The 15604-nt window shown below is 66.0% G+C and carries 13 protein-coding genes and 1 pseudogene; 6 read left to right on the forward strand and 8 right to left on the reverse strand.

Annotated elements, in window-relative coordinates:
* Positions 1 to 2: 2 nt before the first annotated feature.
* The gene (locus ACVMIH_RS09375) at positions 3 to 1376 is read right to left on the reverse strand and encodes an Nramp family divalent metal transporter (RefSeq protein ID WP_456861484.1); all 1374 of its coding nucleotides are present in this window, start codon (positions 1374 to 1376) and stop codon (positions 3 to 5) included.
* A 121-nt stretch (positions 1377 to 1497) separates the two neighbouring features.
* On the opposite strand from ACVMIH_RS09375, the gene ACVMIH_RS09380 reads away from it, so the two are divergent.
* The 4 genes and pseudogenes from ACVMIH_RS09380 to ACVMIH_RS09395 all read left to right on the forward strand — a co-directional run bounded on the left by ACVMIH_RS09380 (position 1498) and on the right by ACVMIH_RS09395 (position 6431).
* Positions 1498 to 2628: a PspA/IM30 family protein gene (locus ACVMIH_RS09380; protein ID WP_456861486.1), complete on the forward strand. Its 1131-nt coding sequence runs from the start codon at positions 1498 to 1500 to the stop codon at positions 2626 to 2628.
* On the forward strand, positions 2625 to 3287 hold the full coding sequence (locus tag ACVMIH_RS09385; RefSeq protein WP_456861488.1) for an OB-fold-containig protein: 663 nt from the start codon (positions 2625 to 2627) through the stop codon (positions 3285 to 3287). Before ACVMIH_RS09380 ends, ACVMIH_RS09385 begins: the two co-directional genes overlap by 4 nt.
* Before the next feature lie 3 nt (positions 3288 to 3290).
* Positions 3291 to 5045 carry a flotillin family protein gene (locus ACVMIH_RS09390; protein ID WP_168855951.1) on the forward strand — a complete coding sequence of 585 codons (1755 nt, stop codon included), beginning with the start codon at positions 3291 to 3293 and terminating at the stop codon, positions 5043 to 5045.
* Between the two features lie 125 nt (positions 5046 to 5170).
* Positions 5171 to 6431: pseudogene (locus ACVMIH_RS09395) on the forward strand (MFS transporter).
* A gap of 180 nt (positions 6432 to 6611) precedes the next feature.
* Here the strand turns inward: ACVMIH_RS09395 and ACVMIH_RS09400 are convergent.
* The gene (locus tag ACVMIH_RS09400; RefSeq protein WP_456861490.1) at positions 6612 to 7868 is read right to left on the reverse strand and encodes an adenylate/guanylate cyclase domain-containing protein; all 1257 of its coding nucleotides are present in this window, start codon (positions 7866 to 7868) and stop codon (positions 6612 to 6614) included.
* Between the two features lie 174 nt (positions 7869 to 8042).
* Between ACVMIH_RS09400 and ACVMIH_RS09405 the strand changes: the two genes are divergently transcribed.
* Entirely contained in the window at positions 8043 to 8234 is a 192-nt protein-coding gene (locus ACVMIH_RS09405) for a hypothetical protein (protein WP_057020744.1), read from the forward strand.
* Here the strand turns inward: ACVMIH_RS09405 and ACVMIH_RS09410 are convergent, their stop codons facing one another.
* The gene (locus tag ACVMIH_RS09410; protein WP_456814445.1) at positions 8235 to 9113 is read right to left on the reverse strand and encodes a DMT family transporter; all 879 of its coding nucleotides are present in this window, start codon (positions 9111 to 9113) and stop codon (positions 8235 to 8237) included.
* Between the two features lie 79 nt (positions 9114 to 9192).
* Between ACVMIH_RS09410 and ACVMIH_RS09415 the strand changes: the two genes are divergently transcribed.
* Positions 9193 to 10011: a helix-turn-helix domain-containing protein gene (locus ACVMIH_RS09415; RefSeq protein WP_456814446.1), complete on the forward strand. Its 819-nt coding sequence runs from the start codon at positions 9193 to 9195 to the stop codon at positions 10009 to 10011.
* Here ACVMIH_RS09415 and ACVMIH_RS09420 read toward each other — a convergent pair.
* The 5 genes from ACVMIH_RS09420 to ACVMIH_RS09440 all read right to left on the reverse strand — a co-directional run bounded on the left by ACVMIH_RS09420 (position 10002) and on the right by ACVMIH_RS09440 (position 15602).
* Entirely contained in the window at positions 10002 to 10829 is an 828-nt protein-coding gene (locus ACVMIH_RS09420) for an N-acyl homoserine lactonase family protein (protein WP_456861492.1), read from the reverse strand. The genes ACVMIH_RS09415 and ACVMIH_RS09420 overlap by 10 nt on opposite strands.
* A 134-nt stretch (positions 10830 to 10963) precedes the next feature.
* Entirely contained in the window at positions 10964 to 11914 is a 951-nt protein-coding gene (locus ACVMIH_RS09425) for a cation diffusion facilitator family transporter (RefSeq protein WP_456861493.1), read from the reverse strand.
* Positions 11915 to 12087: 173 nt separating this feature from the next.
* Positions 12088 to 14343 carry a DNA topoisomerase IV subunit A gene (gene parC / locus ACVMIH_RS09430; RefSeq protein ID WP_456792370.1) on the reverse strand — a complete coding sequence of 752 codons (2256 nt, stop codon included), beginning with the start codon at positions 14341 to 14343 and terminating at the stop codon, positions 12088 to 12090.
* A 72-nt stretch (positions 14344 to 14415) separates the two neighbouring features.
* The gene (gene recO / locus ACVMIH_RS09435; RefSeq protein ID WP_253590069.1) at positions 14416 to 15165 is read right to left on the reverse strand and encodes a DNA repair protein RecO; all 750 of its coding nucleotides are present in this window, start codon (positions 15163 to 15165) and stop codon (positions 14416 to 14418) included.
* 56 nt (positions 15166 to 15221) lie between these two features.
* Complete coding sequence (locus ACVMIH_RS09440) at positions 15222 to 15602, reverse strand: hypothetical protein (RefSeq protein ID WP_057020750.1); 381 nt, start codon at positions 15600 to 15602, stop codon at positions 15222 to 15224.
* Positions 15603 to 15604: the final 2 nt, after the last annotated feature.

Genomic DNA, 15604 nt, shown 5'->3' on the forward strand with positions numbered 1-15604 from the left:
GACTAGCTGCCGAAGAACGTATCGATCAGCAGCTTCACGTTCAGGACCACGATCAACCCGGCGACGATCCACGCCGCCACCGCGACGGGGCGTGAGATCGCGAACGCGCCCATCTTGCGTTTGTCGGACACGAACCGCACCAGCGGGATCACCGCGAACGGCAGCTGCATCGACAGCACGACCTGGCTGAACACCAGCAGCTGCGCCGTGCCGCTCTCGCCATAGAGCGCGGCGACCACGATGACAGGGACGATCGCGATGCCGCGGGTCACCAGCCGCTGCAGCCAGTCGGGCAGCTTGAGGTCGAGGAAGCCCTGCATCACGATCTGGCCGGCCAGCGTCGCCGTCACCGTCGAGTTGAGGCCGGAGGCGAGCAGCGCCACGGCAAACAGCGTCGAGGCGATGCCGAGGCCGAGCAGCGGCGACAGCAGTTCGAACGCCTGGTCGATCTCGGCGACATCGGAATGGCCGCTCTTGTGGAAGGTCGCGGCCGCCAGCACCAGGATCGCGGCATTGACGAACAGCGCCAGCATCAGCGCGATAGTGGAATCGGTGGTCGCCCATTTGATCGCGTCGCGCCGTCCCTCCTCGGTGCGCGGGTAGGCGCGGGTCTGCACGATCGAGGAGTGCAGATAGAGATTATGCGGCATCACGGTGGCGCCGATGATGCCGATCGCGATGTACAGCATCTCCGGATTGGTGACGATCTCGCGCGACGGGATGAAGCCGCCGAGCACGGCGGCCACCGGCGGCGCGGCGGCCGCGATCTGGACGACGAAGCAGACCGCGATGACGATCAAGAGCGCGATGACGAAGGCCTCGAGGAAACGGAAGCCGCGATTCATCAGGAGCAGCAGCAGGAACGCATCCAGCGCCGCCAGCAGCGCGCCGCCGATCAGGGGAATGCCGAACAGCAGCTTGAGCGCGATCGCGGTGCCGATCACCTCGGCGAGGTCGCAGGCGATGATCGCGGCCTCGCAGGCGAGCCACAGCAGCAAATTCACCGGGCGCGAGTAGGTCGCGCGGCAGGCCTGCGCCAGGTCGCGGTCGGTGGCGATGCCAAGCCGCGCGGCAAGCGCCTGCAGCAGGATCGCCATCAGGTTGGAGAGCAGGATGACCGACAGCAACGTGTAGCCAAACTTCGATCCGCCCGCGAGGTCGGTGGCCCAGTTGCCGGGGTCCATATAGCCGACCGAAACCAGATAGCCCGGCCCGGCGAAGGCCAGCAGCCGCCGCCACCACAGGCCGCCTGACGGCACCGCGATGGTCGCGTTCACCTCAGGCAGGCTGCGCACATGTCCGGCATCGCCCCGCCAGCCACTTGGCACGGCATTGGGAACCGAAACGGAAGACAGTTCAGGGGTCCGAGCATCCATCCGATAAGGATGGCCGATCTCTCCCGTTATTGCAACTCATTTGCAACTGCATCTAGGCTCACGAAAATGATACCAACCGCCCTCCTTGTAAAGCACTGAGGAAGTGCTTTACGTTAGATGCATGATTAAGCTGCCCGTCGAGACGCCCACCGCAACCCTGCGTTACGCCCTCGCCCCTGACCCTTCAGGCATCGAGGCGATCGAGGCGACCTTTGCGGCCTATGACCGGATGATGGCGATCCTCGCCGAGGTCGCCCCCGTCGGCGCCAACCTCGTCTCGCTGCACGCCCAGGCCTACGAGAAGATCCGCAAGGAGACCGGCCTCCCCGCACGGCTGGTGACGCTCGGCCTGCGCGACCGTGCCAATTACATCGCAGGCGCCGCCGTCCGCCGGATACCGCTCGACGACAAGTTGTTTGCGATCAAGGGCCCAACTTCACTGACCATTAGCACTGTCAGCGGACGCGTCTTGGTGCCGTTCGATGTGCCGGGATATGTCTCGGGCTGGGAAAGCCCCTTCCCGGCGCATTTGATCTCGGATGGACGCGGCTACGAAATCCACATCGCCGTCAAATCGAAATCAGCACAACCGGAGGAGAAGACCATGCTTCACGAAGGCATCCTTGCGCGCATGGGCCGGCTTCTTGCCGCCATCGCGAGCCAGACCATCGACAATGTCGAGAACAACAACAAGGTCGCGCTGGTCAAACAGGCGATCCGCGAGATCGACGCCGGCGCCGACGAGGCGCGCTACGCGCTCGGCAAGTCGCGCGCCGAAGAATTCCGCCTGAAGAAGCGGCGCGAAGAACTGGATACCGAAACGACCAATCTGAACGAAAAGATTCGTCTCGCACTTGCGGAAAATCGCGAGGATCTCGCGCGCGCCGGCGTTGCACGGCAAATTGATCTGGAGCCGCAGGTGATCGCGCTGGAACGCGCGATGGATTTCATCGAGCTCGAAATCGACGAGCAGACCAAGGCGCTGCAGGCCATGCTCGGCGCGCGCCGCGAGGCGGAGACGCGCTTGGCCGATCTCGAACAAAGCCTGATCCGCGAGGCCCAGGACGAAACCAGCCGGGGCCCATCGACGACCAATACATTGAGTGCTGAGCGCGCCATGGCAGCGATCGCCCGGGTCACCGGTGTTCCCGCCTCCAGCGTGCTCGGCGACAAGGAGCTTGACGAACTCGATCGCCTGCATCGCGAAAAGGAAATCGCGGCGCGGCTTGAAAGGATCAAGTCAGAAAAATGAGTGCAGTTGGCGACATTCTGCTCGCCCCCGACGTGCGGCCCTTCGCGGTCGCGGCTGCGATCATGGTAGCACTTGGCGGTATCGAACTGCTCAGCACCATGGTCGGACTTTCGATCAGCGAATTGATCGGCAAGGATTTCGCGGTCGAGGCCGAGAGCCACAATGCTCTCAGTGGCCTGTCTCTCTGGATCAACGCCGGACGGCTTCCCCTCCTGATGCTGATCATCCTGATCCTCGGCATCTTCTCGATCGGAGGCTTCCTGCTTCAGGGACTGGCGCATGCCGCAGGCACCGCCATCCCGGTCTCGCTTGCCGCGGTGGTTGCTGCCGCAGGCAGCATCCCCGTGATCAGAAATACCAGCCGCGGCCTCGCCCGCATCATTCCGCGCGACGAGAGCTATGCGGTCAACGACAGCGACTTTGTCGGCAAGGTCGCAACCGTGTCGGTCGGCCCGCTCGATCAGGGCCTGCCCGGCCGGGTCCGTCTCAAGGATGTCTTCGGCAACTGGCACACCGTGTCGGCGCGTGCCAGCGCGGAGTCCGAGGCATTGCCGGTCGGCGCCAGCGTGCTGCTGGTCGATCGCGATGCCAAGGGCTTCATCGCGATTGCCGCTCCAGCCGACCTCGTCGAACAACAACGATCTTCCAACAGGGCATAACACATGTGGGAACTTGCTGTACCCGTCGTTATTGGCGTCATCGTCATCCTCGTTATCGGTCTCCTGTTCGCAAAGCTCTACAAACGCTCGACGCGCGACGAGGCCTATGTCCGCACCGGCCTCGGCGGCCAGAAGGTGGTGCTCGACGGCGGCTCGCTCGTGCTGCCGATCTTCCACTCCACCGCCGCGGTGAACCTGAAAACGCTACGGCTCGAGGTCGCGCGCGGCGGCCCGGACTCGCTGATCACCAAGGACCGCATGCGCGTCGACATCGGCGCCGAGTTCTATCTGCGCGTCAAACCCGACGCGTCGTCGATCGCGCTCGCGGCGCAGACCCTCGGCAACCGCACCAATGACGCGGCCGAGCTGCGCGAGCTGGTCGAGGCCAAGTTCGTCGACGGCCTGCGCTCGGTCGCCGCGACCATGAACCTCGAGGAATTGCAGGAGCAGCGCGCCACCTTCGTCAAGGCGGTGCAGGACGCGGTCGGCGCCGACATCCAGAACAACGGTCTCGAGCTTGAATCGGTGTCGCTGACGAAGCTCGACCAGAGCGACATCAAGCACTTCAACCCGAGCAATTTCTTCGATGCGCATGGTCTCACCACGCTGACCAAGATCACCAAGGAGCGTGAGCAGGAGCGCAACCAGATCGTCCGCACCACCGAGGTCAACATCGCCCAGCAGGATCTGGTGGCGCGGCAGACCACGCTGACGATCGAAAGCACCAAGCGCGAGGCCGAGCTCGCCCAGCAGCGCGACATCGCCAACAAGACCGCCGCGATGCGCGCGCAGACGGCGCAGGTCGAACAGACCGCGCTGCAGAACGAGGCCGAATACCGCATCCAGCAGGAGCTCGCGGTCGCCAACAAGCAGACCGAGGCCAACCAGGCCCGCGACACGCGCAAGATCGAGGCCGATCTCGCGGTCAAGCGCCGCAACACCGAGATGGAGCGCGACCTTCAGATCGTCGCGCAGGAAAGCGCGATCGCGGTCGCGGCCAAGAGCAAGGAGCAGTCGGAAGCCCAGACCATCGCCGAGACCGCGCGTGCCGTCGCGATCGCCGCCGAGGAAAAGGTCACCACCGCCCGCGCCACCGAGATCGCCGAGCGCGACAAGATCATCAACGTGATCGCGGCGCGCAAGGCGGCCGAGACCGACGCGATGCCGATCACGGTAATGGCCGAGGCGGAACGCCAGGCCGCCGCCAACAAGGCGGAAGCCACCAACGTGCTCGCCAAGGCCGATGCGGCGGCTGCCACCACCCGCGCTGCCGGCGTCAAGGCGCTCGGCCAGGCCGAAGCCGAGGTCGCGACGATGAAGGCGGAGGCGCGCAACAGACTGAGCGCCGACATGATCGCCTACGATCTCAACCTCGCGCGGATCAACGTGATCCCGAGCGCGCTCGCCGAGGCGGTGAAGCCGATCGAGAAGATTTCCGACATCCGGATCTTCGACACCGGCAGCATGCTCGGTCGCGGCGGCGCCAATGGCCACGCCAACGGCAATGGCGGCCTCGGGCTCGGCGACGGGCTCGCCGCGCAGCTGCTGTCGGTCTCCGCATTCAAGCCGATGATCGACAAGATCCTCTCGGAGGCCGGCTTCCCCGCCGGCTCCGACGCACTCACCAGCCTGACCAGCGCGCTGGCGCAGCGCAAGGCCGAGGTCGCCGAAACACCGACGGTGGGCATCGAAAGCGCGCCAACCGCGCTGGTCGGCACCATTACGGGCCAACTGGCGCCTGCTCCCAAACCGCAGTGACTGCTTTCAGCCAAGTCTGACTCTGGAAGAGCCCGCCGATCCCCTTCGGCGGGCTTCTGCTTTTGGCGTTATCGGGAAACGGGTGGGATCGGGCCTCTTCCAACCACACACTACCGGGCAGTCGAATGATCAAGGATTCCGTCATGTCCGCCGATACGCCTCGCCTGCCGGCCACCTTCAACCGCCTGGCCTGGTCCAATCTCGCCGCGCAATCCGCCGAACAGATTGCGCTTGCGGCTGCGCCCATCGTCGCTGTGCTGCTGCTCGGCGTCGGCGAAGGCCAGACCGGCCTGTTGCAGACCGCACTGACGCTGCCCTTCATCCTGTTTGCGATTCCCGCCGGCCTGCTCGCCGACCGCGTGTCGCGGCGCTGGGTGATGGCGGGCTCCGAAGCGCTGCGCGCGGCCGCGCTTGCCGCGATCCTGCTGCTCTTGTGGCTCGGCCTGATGACGCTGCCGCTGCTCGCTTTGCTCGGCTTCATCGCGGTCTGCGGCACGGTCGCCTACAGCGTCGCTGCGCCGGCGCTGGTCCCTTCGCTGGTGACGTCACAGCAATTGCCGGCGGCGAACGCCCGCATCGAGCTCGCGCGTACCGTCGCGTTCGCCAGCGGCCCCGCGCTCGGCGGCGTGCTGGTCGGCTGGGTCGGGGCCGCGCCCGCATTCGGCTTCGCCGCGGCATTGTCGGCGATCGCGGTCGTGCTGCTCGCCGGCATCTACGAGCCGGCGCGCCAGCCTGCCCCGCGGCGCCATCCGTTGCAGGACATAAAGGAAGGCGCGGCCTTCGTGATGCACCACGCCTTGCTGCGGCCGGTGTTCATCACCCAGTTCATCTTCAACACTGCGTCGTTCCTGCTGCTCGCCGTGTTCGTGCCCTATGCGGTGCGCCATCTCGGGCTCAGCGCCACCGGCGTCGGCACCACGCTTGCGATGTACGGCGTCGGCATGGTGGTCGGTGCGCTGTTCGCGACCCGCGTGATGAAGCGGCTGGCGTTCGGCACCGTGATCGGGCTCGGCCCGGTTACCGGCTTCGTCGCCGCGGCCGTGATGGCGCTGACGACTTGGTTTGCGACGCCGCTGCTCGCCGGCCTCAGCTTTCTTCCTGCTCGGCGTCGGCCCGATCCTGTGGGTGATCTCGACCACCACGCTGCGGCAGTCGGTGACGCCGCCCTCGCTGCTCGGGCGCGTCTCGGCGATCAACATCATGAGTTACGGCGCGCGCCCGCTCGGCTCCGCGCTCGGCGCGGTCGTCGGCGGCCTCTACGGCGCCGAAGCCTGCCTCTATCTCGCGGCCGCGATCTTCGCCGCCCAGGCGCTGGTGATCCTGATGTCGCCCGCGGTGGCGCTGACGCGGCAGCCCGACATGGTCGGCGAACCCGCGCGGTGCTGATCCCGGGTCTTCTCAGCCGTCATTGCGAGCCAACGGGTCGCGCGAATGCGCGCCCGATGACAGGCTCCACGAAGCAATCCATTTTTCCGCATATGCGGGACGATGGATTGCTTCGTCGCTTCAGCGCAAAATTGCTCTGCAATTTTGTCGCGAGCTTCTCGCAACGACGGTGGAGAGACGCTAGCTCGCCAGGTACCGCTCGTATTTGCCGCCGACGACCTCGTCGGCGGCAATCGCCGGATCCAGCGTGTATAGATCCTGTGCATGGCCGATGCCGCGCAGCACGAAACGGCCGGTGGAGACCAGATAGTTGCGGCCGGCGGCGTCGAGCCCGGTGCGGAAATCGGTCGAGGTCAATAGTTCGCGGTCGACCGAGGCGCACATCGATGCGATCCGGCTCACCTCGTTGACGGCGGGCCCGACCACCGTGAAATCCAGCCGGTCCTCGCTGCCGATATTGCCGTAGAACACCTGGCCGACATGGAGCCCGACATAGGCCGTGGTGGTCGGCCGGCCCTCGTTCTCGCGGCGATCGTTCAGCACGCGCATGTTATGCCGGAATCTGTGCTCGGCCCGCAGCGCCGCTCGCTTGGCGCCTGCCACGTTCTCTCCGGTGAACATCGCCAGCACGCCGTCGCCGATCAGCTTCAGCACCTCGCCGCCGGCGTCATGGATCGCGTCGATCGATGCCTGCGCATAGTCGTTGAGGAACGGAATGATCTCGTCCGGGCCGATCCGCTCGCTGATCGCGGTGGAGCCGCGCACGTCGGAGTACCACAGCACGGCCTTGATCTTCTCGGTGATGCCGCGCTGCATGCGTCCGCGCAGCACCTGCTCCGCGGTGTCCCGGCCGAGATAGACCCGCCCCAGCGTGCGGGCGATCTCGACCTGCGCGGCCGATTTGATCGCGAGCCCGAGCACCGGCACCAGGTCGCGCAGCGCCGCCATGTGGTTCTCGTCGAACCCGTCCGAGCGGCGGGTGGTGTAGTAGGAGTAGAAGCAGTCCATCTCGCCGATCGTGCCGGCCTCGCCGAAGCGATGCACGAAGGCGGCGAAATGCTTGTGGCCCTTCTCCGCCAGCTCGCCGATCATCGAGAAATCGTGCGAGGTGTCGGCGAGATCGATCACTATCTCGTCATGGCCGTTTTCGAGCATGTGATAGAAGGCCGACCGCCGCCAGGTCTGGCTGGCCTCGCCGGTGCTGGTCGAGCCGTATTCGAAGATGTCGGCCTCGTTGCTCTCGCCGTCGTTCCAGCGGAAACCGCGTCCCTCGAAGATCGGATGCAGCGTATCGATGAAGACGATCGCCCGCGACAGCGGCATGCCCGCGGCCCGGCAGCGCTCGCAGAAACCGCGCAGCAGGTCGTTTTCCGGCAGGCCCGTCAGACCCTGGCGGACCAGCCAATTCATGAGGCGCAAACGGGGCGTCAGTTCCATAAGCTGGATTATGCCGGGCAATTGGTGCGGGAGGAAGGGTCGGTCGTCGCGTGACAGATGCGAACGCCAATGCGGCATTGCAAGGCCGCCCGCCTCACCATTTCGCGCGGAACACGGCCGCCGAATGGCGCCGATTCCGCTTCCTTTTGTCCGGGCCTTCGCGCACAACAGCGCATGGACAACGACGCTGGCCCGCCAAACCCGATCCGACGCCTCATGCAATGGGCGATCACCCCGCCGCAATCCTATGGGGTCTATCTTGTCGGCCTTATCCTGGTGTTCGTCCTGTCGTTCTACGCCGGCACGCTGAAGCCGACGCACTCGCCTGCCCCGCCGGCGGCCGCGCCTGCCGCCCCGCGCGGCTGATCAGACCGATTTGGTTTCCGACGTCGCGATCCAGATCCCGGCGAAGACCGCGATCAGGCCGACGACCAGATTGGCCGTGATCGGCTCGCCGACCAATTGCTTCGCAAGCAGCGCGGCGGCGATCGGATTGACCGTCATGGTGTTGGCGACGCGGGTCGGCGAGGCCCGCTCGAGCGCCAGCACCCACAGGATGAAAGCCAGCGCGCCGCCGGCTATGCCGAGATAGAGCCCCGCGATCCATTGCGACGTGCCGAACTCGCGCAGCGTCGCCAGGCTGCCGGTGAACGATCCCACCGCCACCAGCGCGGCCGCGCCGGCGCCCATGCCGACGGCAAGGAAGCCGAGCGCGCTGGAGCGGCGGATGAACGGCCGCGACAGCACGTTGTAGAAGGCCATGCAGAGCACTGCGGCGGCCATGATCAGTTCGCCGCGCCATGCGCCCACTGGCGCCGCCGCCAGCCCGGATGCCAGCGCCGCCGCCACGCCGAGCACCGCGATCGAGACCCCGATCGATTTGCGCATCGTCAGCGGCTCGAAGCCGAGCAAGGCGCCGACCACCATCGTCGAGAGCGGCAAGGTCGCCAGCGCCAGGCTGGCGCGCGCCGCCGTCGTGTAGGACATCGCGAGATTATAAAGCACGAAGAACACGCCGAAGAAGGCGACGCCGAGCGCCGCGACCGCCGGCAAGTCGTCACGCCGCGGCCACTTCGCCCCGAGCAGGACCGCGGCGGGCAGCACACAGAGAAAGCCGATCACCCAGCGCAGGATCGCCAGCGTGATCGGGTCGGCATTGCCCGCCAGGTAACGGGTGATCGCCGCGGCGGTGCCGCCGAGGCAGCTCGAGACCAGTGCAATCGCAACGCCGATCCACTCGCCCATCCCGATCCCCATGCGTTTTCGGTTCGCTTGTGGCATCTTGCCCAGCGAGATCATTCCGGCAACTACTTCACAGGTATTCATGTCGCAGCAGCGCGATTTTTCGGCCAGCCTGCGCTGGTGGCGGCAGCGCAAGGGGCACTCGCAACTCGAGCTCGCCGGGCGCGCCGATATCTCCCAGCGCCATCTCAGCTTTCTCGAGCTCGGGCGCGCCGCTCCGAGCCGCGACATGGTGATCCGGCTTGCCGCGGCGCTCGACGTGCCGTTGCGCCAGCAGAACGCGCTCTTGGTGGCGGCCGGCTTCGCGCCGGTCTGGCGGCAAACCGACCTCGCCGCGCCGGAGCTCGCCCAGATCCGCTACGCGCTCGATTTCATCCTGGCACAGCAGGAGCCCTTCCCGGCGGTCGTGGTCGACCGGCACTGGAATCTGCTGCTCGCCAATGCAGGCGCAAGCCAACTGGTGGAATTCCTGGTCGGGCCGCTGGCGCCAGGCACGGCGGTCAACCTCGCCGATGCGCTGGTCGCGCCCGGTGTGTTGCGCCCCTATCTCACCAACTGGACCGAGGTGGCCGGCTACTTCGTCCGCAGCGTCGAGGCCGATGCCGCCGCCGACGGCACCACCGCGACGGCGGAATTGCTCAAGCGGCTGCTGGCCTATGACGGTGTCGAGGCCGCGTTGGCCGCGCCGGCAAGTCCCGCATCCGGACCGGTGCTGCCGATGCTGTTCCGCAAGGGCGACGTCAGCCTGCAATTGTTCACCACGATCGCGACGCTGGGGACGCCGCAGGACGTCACGCTGCAGGAGCTGCGCATCGAAAGCTTCTTTCCGATGGACGAGAAGACCGCGCAGATCTTTCGAAACTGGTCGAAAGCGAACACCGCCACGGCGGCTCAGTCGTAGAATTCCGGCGACAGCTTCAGCCCGTCGCGCTGCGCCTTGTCGTGGTTGATCCAGAGCTGCGCCTTCTCTTTCGTCAGCGTATCGGCGATCTTCTGCATCGAGGCCAGCGTCTGCTCCTTGCTGGCGTTCATGCTCGGCGCGCGCCGATTGTCCCAATTATCCCTGAAGTGAACGGCATCGCCGGTCAGCACGATCGCACCTGTCTTCGGCAGCTTCACCAGCAGCGACTGGTGGCCGGGCGTGTGGCCCGGCGTCGACAGGATGGTGACGCTGCCGTCGCCGAACACGTCGCGGTCGCCTTCGAGCTTGGTCACGGGATGCTCGGGCTTGAAGCGCGGCGCGTTGTTGGCGCCGGGCCATTCATATTCCGCCTTCTGCACATACAGCATCGCGGCCGGGAACAGCTCGACATTGCCGATGTGATCGGGATGGGTGTGCGACACGGCGATCGCCTTGATGTCCGACGGCTTGACGCCGAGCTGGTCGAGCTGCGCGGCGAGCGTCTTCGGCCGCCGCCAGGTGACCGCCTTGGGATCGGTCGGCGCAAGGCCGTTCGGCATCGCCGCCACCGCGTCGGGAATCCCGGTGTCCCACAGGAACCAGCCCTGGGCATGCTTGATCAGGTAGCAATTGTCGACGAAGTCCATCGACTTGCCTTCGTTGACGCCGGGCGACCAGCGTGAAATGTCACCTGCAACGCCTTCACCGCAGTTGAGGATGTAGAGCTTCTCGACGCCTGGTTTCGCCGGCTCGGCGTCCGCATGCGGCAACGCGCCCACAGTCCAGAGCAGCATCGCAAGACCGATTGCCTTCTTCATGTCGCCCCCCCCGTTTGATCGCGCCGGTGATTTGAACGCGTGCGGTCGCAATGTGCCGTGTCGTCGACGCCCGTGGAAGACGTGGACATGGGTCGATCGATCAATTGAATGCGAGTGGATCGCGGCTGCCTAGGCTAGACCATTTCCGCCGGCGCCAGCCGGCAGGTCTCGCTGCTGATCTCGACCTGCAGCGTCGCGTGGTGGATGCTGAACCGCTCCGAGAGCTCGGCGCAGACGTGATGCAGGAAGACATCGTCGTGTCCGCCGGGCCGCACCAGATGCGCGGTCAGCGCGGTCTCGCTGGTGCTCATCGCCCAGATGTGCAGGTCGTGCACCTCGGTGACGCCTTCGAGCGCGATGAGATAATCCCGCACCTGCTTGAGATCGATCCCCCTCGGCACCGCGTCGAGCGCGAGGTTGACGCTGTCGCGGGCGAGCTCCCAGCCGCTCAGCAGCACCACTGCGGCGATCACCAGGCTGATCGCGGGATCCAGCCACTGCCAGCCGGTCGCCATGATCAAGAGCGCGGCGATCACGACGCCGAGCGAGACGCCGGCATCCGCCGCCATGTGCAGATAGGCGCCGCGGACATTGAGGTCGCTGTCGCGGCCGCGCATGAACAGCAGCGCGGTGCCGCCATTGATCAGGATGCCGAGCGCCGCGACCCAGACCACGGTCCAGCTTGCGACCTCGGCCGGCTCGCGCAAGCGGTTGATCGCCTCGACCGCGATGCCGCCGACCGCGATCAGGAGCAGCCCGGCATTGAACAGCGCCGCCAGGATCGAGGCGCGACGGTAGCCATAGGTGTGAGTATCGGTCGGTCGCCTGCCGGCGAGCCATGCCCCGCCCCAGGCCAACAGCAGCGCGATGACGTCGGAGAGATTGTGAACCGCGTCGGAGACCAGCGCCAACGAGTTGGCGGAATAGCCGAAGATCAGCTCCGCGACGACGAAAGCGGTGTTCAGCGACGCGCCGACCGCAAAGGCCGTGCCGAAACTGTCGGGCGCGTGGCTGTGCCCGGCATGGGAATGCCCGGCATGTCCGTGAGAATGACCACTGTGGTCGTGGTCGTGATTGTGCGCCATGGCAACCGTCGCCCGATGTCGTCGGCGACGGTTATAGCGCGGTGAAATGTGGATACTATCACACCGCGCACTGAGCCCCCGTAGCCCGGATGGAGCGCAGCGCAATCCGGGATCACTGGTGATCCGGCGCGAGCTCCCGGATTTCGCTTCGCTTCATCCGGGCTACAACACCGTTACTCCACGCCGCGATTGAACTTGTTCGACTTCGGCAGGCCGTGGGCGAGCCGGCCGGCGTCGGCGCGGTTGCCGCGCCAGTCGGCCAGTTCCTTCATGGTCATGCTGTGCTCGCGGCCGGCGGAATCCTTCCAGCTCAAGCCGGCCTTGGCGTCGAACACCGCAACGTCAGACAGCGACGCGCTGGTGTATTTCTGCAGGCGCACGCCGCGGCCGCGCGCCATCTCCGGCACCTGGTCGAGGCCGAACAGCACCATCTTGTGGTTGGTGCCGATCACCGCAACGGTGTCGCCGCTCACAGTCGTGATCGCGCGGGCTTCGTTCGGCATTTCAACGTTGAGCACCTGCTTGCCCTTGCGGGTGTTGCCGACGCAGTCCTCTTCCTTGACGACAAAACCCTGCCCCTCGCTGCTCGCGATCAGGAACTTGCGCTCGCCCTTGTTGACGAACAGCGAGATGATCGCGGCGTCCTGCTCGAGGTCGATGAACATGCGGATCGGCTCGCCATGGCCGCGGCCGCCCGGCAGCTTTGCCACGTCGAGCGAATAGAACTTGCCGTTGGTCGCAAACAGCAACAGCTTCGAGGTGGTCTCGGCGAAGAACGAGTGCTCGAGCTTGTCGTCGGTCTTGAAGGCAAGGCCAGAGAGATCCTCGACATGGCCCTTCAGCGTCCGTACCCAGCCCTTCTCTGAGATCACGACGGTGCACGGCTCGCGCTCGACCAGCGCTTCCTCGATCGCGGCGAGGTCATGCTCGGGCGCATCGGCGAAGGTGGTGCGGCGCTTGCCGAGCGGCGTCTTCGGCCCGAAGATATCGCGGACCTTGCGCACCTGATCGCTGACCTTGGCCCATTGCTCCGTCTCGGAACCGAGCAGGCCCTCGATGCCCTTCAGCTCCTTACGAAGGTCTTTGTCCTCGGTGCGGATCTCCATCTCCTCCAGGCGGCGCAGATTGCGCAGGCGCATGTTGAGGATGGCATCGGCCTGGATCTCCGTGAGCTTGAAGGTCTTCATCAAGACCGGCTTCGGCTCGTCCTCGGTCCGGATGATCTTGATCACCTTGTCGAGGTTCAGATAGGCGACGAGGTGGCCGCCCAGCACTTCCAGGCGGTGCTCGATCTGGGTCTTGCGGAATTTGGTCCGGCGGACCAGCACGTCGCGCAGGTGGTCGAGCCATTCACGCAGGCACTCGGCAAGGCCGACCACCTTGGGGATGCGGCCCTTGATCAGCACGTTGAGGTTCAGCGAGATCTTGCTTTCCAGCTCGGTCAGCCGGAACAGCGACTCCATCATCAGCGCCGGATCGACGGTGCGCGATTTCGGCTCGATCACGAGCCGGACGTCCTCGGCCGACTCGTCGCGGACGTCGGCGACCAGCGGCAGCTTCTTCTCGTTGATGAGCTCGGCGATCTTCTCGACGATCCGCGACTTCTGCACCAGCCACGGGATCTCGGTGACGACGACCACCCAGGTGCCGCGGGCGCCTTCCTCCTGGGTCCAGCGCGAACGGGTGCGGAACGAGCCGCGCCCCGTGGTGTAGGCCTCGACGATCGCTTCCTTGGAATCGACCACGATGCCGCCGGTCGGGAAGTCCGGGCCCTTGACCCATTTCAGCAGCGCCTTCGACTTGGCGTCGGGCTTCTCGATCAGATGCAGCGCGGCGTCGCAGAGCTCGGCGGCGTTGTGCGGCGGAATCGAGGTCGCCATGCCGACCGCGATGCCCTGCGCGCCGTTGGCGAGCAGGTTCGGGAAGCCGCCCGGCAGCACCACCGGCTCTTTCGACTGGCCGTCATAGTTGAGACGAAACTCGACGCCGTCCTCGTCGATGCCTTCGAGCAAGAGGCGCGCGACCTCGGTCATGCGCGCTTCGGTGTAGCGGTAGGCGGCCGGGTTGTCGCCGTCGATATTGCCGAAATTGCCCTGGCCGTCGACCAGCGGGTAGCGCGAGGAGAAATCCTGCGCCAGGCGCACCATGGCGTCGTAGATCGCCTGGTCGCCGTGAGGATGGAACGAGCCCATCACGTCGCCGACGATCTTGGCCGACTTCTTGAACGCGGCGCGCGGGTCGAGCCCGAGCAGGTCCATGCCGTAGAGGATGCGCCGATGCACCGGCTTCAACCCGTCGCGGGCGTCCGGCAGCGCGCGATGCATGATGGTCGAGAGCGCATAGGCGAGATAGCGCTCCTCGAGCGCATCACGCAGCGGCACCTCGTGAATTTCGGCCGGCTCTTCCGGCGGTATCTGTCGTTTTCCCATGGGGAGGCGTTAAACCTTGGCGCTGAATCGGGCAAGCCGCGAATCAGCGGGAATTTAAGGCCCGAATCGGCCTTACGGAACCGCGCTCCGGCCCCGCCGCCGCGTCACGGCGTTGATAAATCCGTCGCGGGCGTCGGAATGGCCCTGGCCGCGGGGCTCCAGCACGTGGCGGAGCAGGAACAGGCCGGTGATCTGGAAGCCGTCGAGCAGGTCCTGGTCCGACCAGCTGTTGGCGCCGCCCTCGCCTTCGCGCAGGAACGCCGGCAGCGGCAACAGCCGGTCGCGCCATGGCTCGCCGGCGGCGCGCGACACCGCGCCGCCGGATTTCGGCGACACGTAGATCAGGTCGGTGGTCTCCCCGGTGGCTGCGCAGTTTTCCAGGTCGAGCCCGAAGCCGAGCTCGGTCAGCATCGCGAGCTCGAACCGGATCAGGTGCACGGCGGCAACGCCTGCGTCCTCGAAATCGTCGAGCGTCCCCTCCAGCATCTCGTAGATGTCCTCATGCGGATCGCGCTCGGGCAGCAGCCGGGCCAGCGCCGCCAGATGCGTGACACCATAGACCGCATGCGACGAGCCGAGCAGCTTCGCCGCGCGCAGCCGCGTGCCCTCCAGCGCATACATGCCGAGATGCTCGTCGAGCCGCGCCCGCCACACCGCGGTGACGCTGTTGCCGGGCTGCAGCAGCGGCCGCATCCGCGAGCTGGCGCCGCCGCGCACCAGGCCGAGATGGCGGCCGTGCTCGCGCGTCAACAGCTCGACGATGGCGGAGGATTCGCCATGCCGCCGCACGCCCAGCACGATGCCTTCGTCGGTCCATTCCATGAGCGGAGTCTAGCAGGATTCCGCGGATGAACGCAGCTTTCCGCACGCGTCATTCGCTACGCGTTGAACCAGCCCCGCGCGTCGCCGGTGAAGGAATAATACAGCCCGGCCGTGGTCAGGATGCATGACACCACCTCGATGGCGCTGTCGATCTCCATGCCCCTTGCGCCGATGACCTGCACCAGGGACATCAACGACAAGACGAGCACCGCGAGCAGCGCCCAGCGCGGCCAGTTCTTGCGGTGCTGCGCGGCAAGCCGGACGAAATACATCAGGAGCAGGATCATGCAGCCGGCCGTCAGGGTCTCACCCATGATCACCTGCTCGGTCTTCAGGACAGTCGGCGTGCGGTCCTGAAACGCCACCGACAGCGCATCCAGCGTCAGCGACAGATAGAGCAGAACCTCAAACCACAGCACATTTCTGGGCACGTTCATGC

This window comes from Bradyrhizobium sp. USDA 4503 (assembly GCF_054055815.1).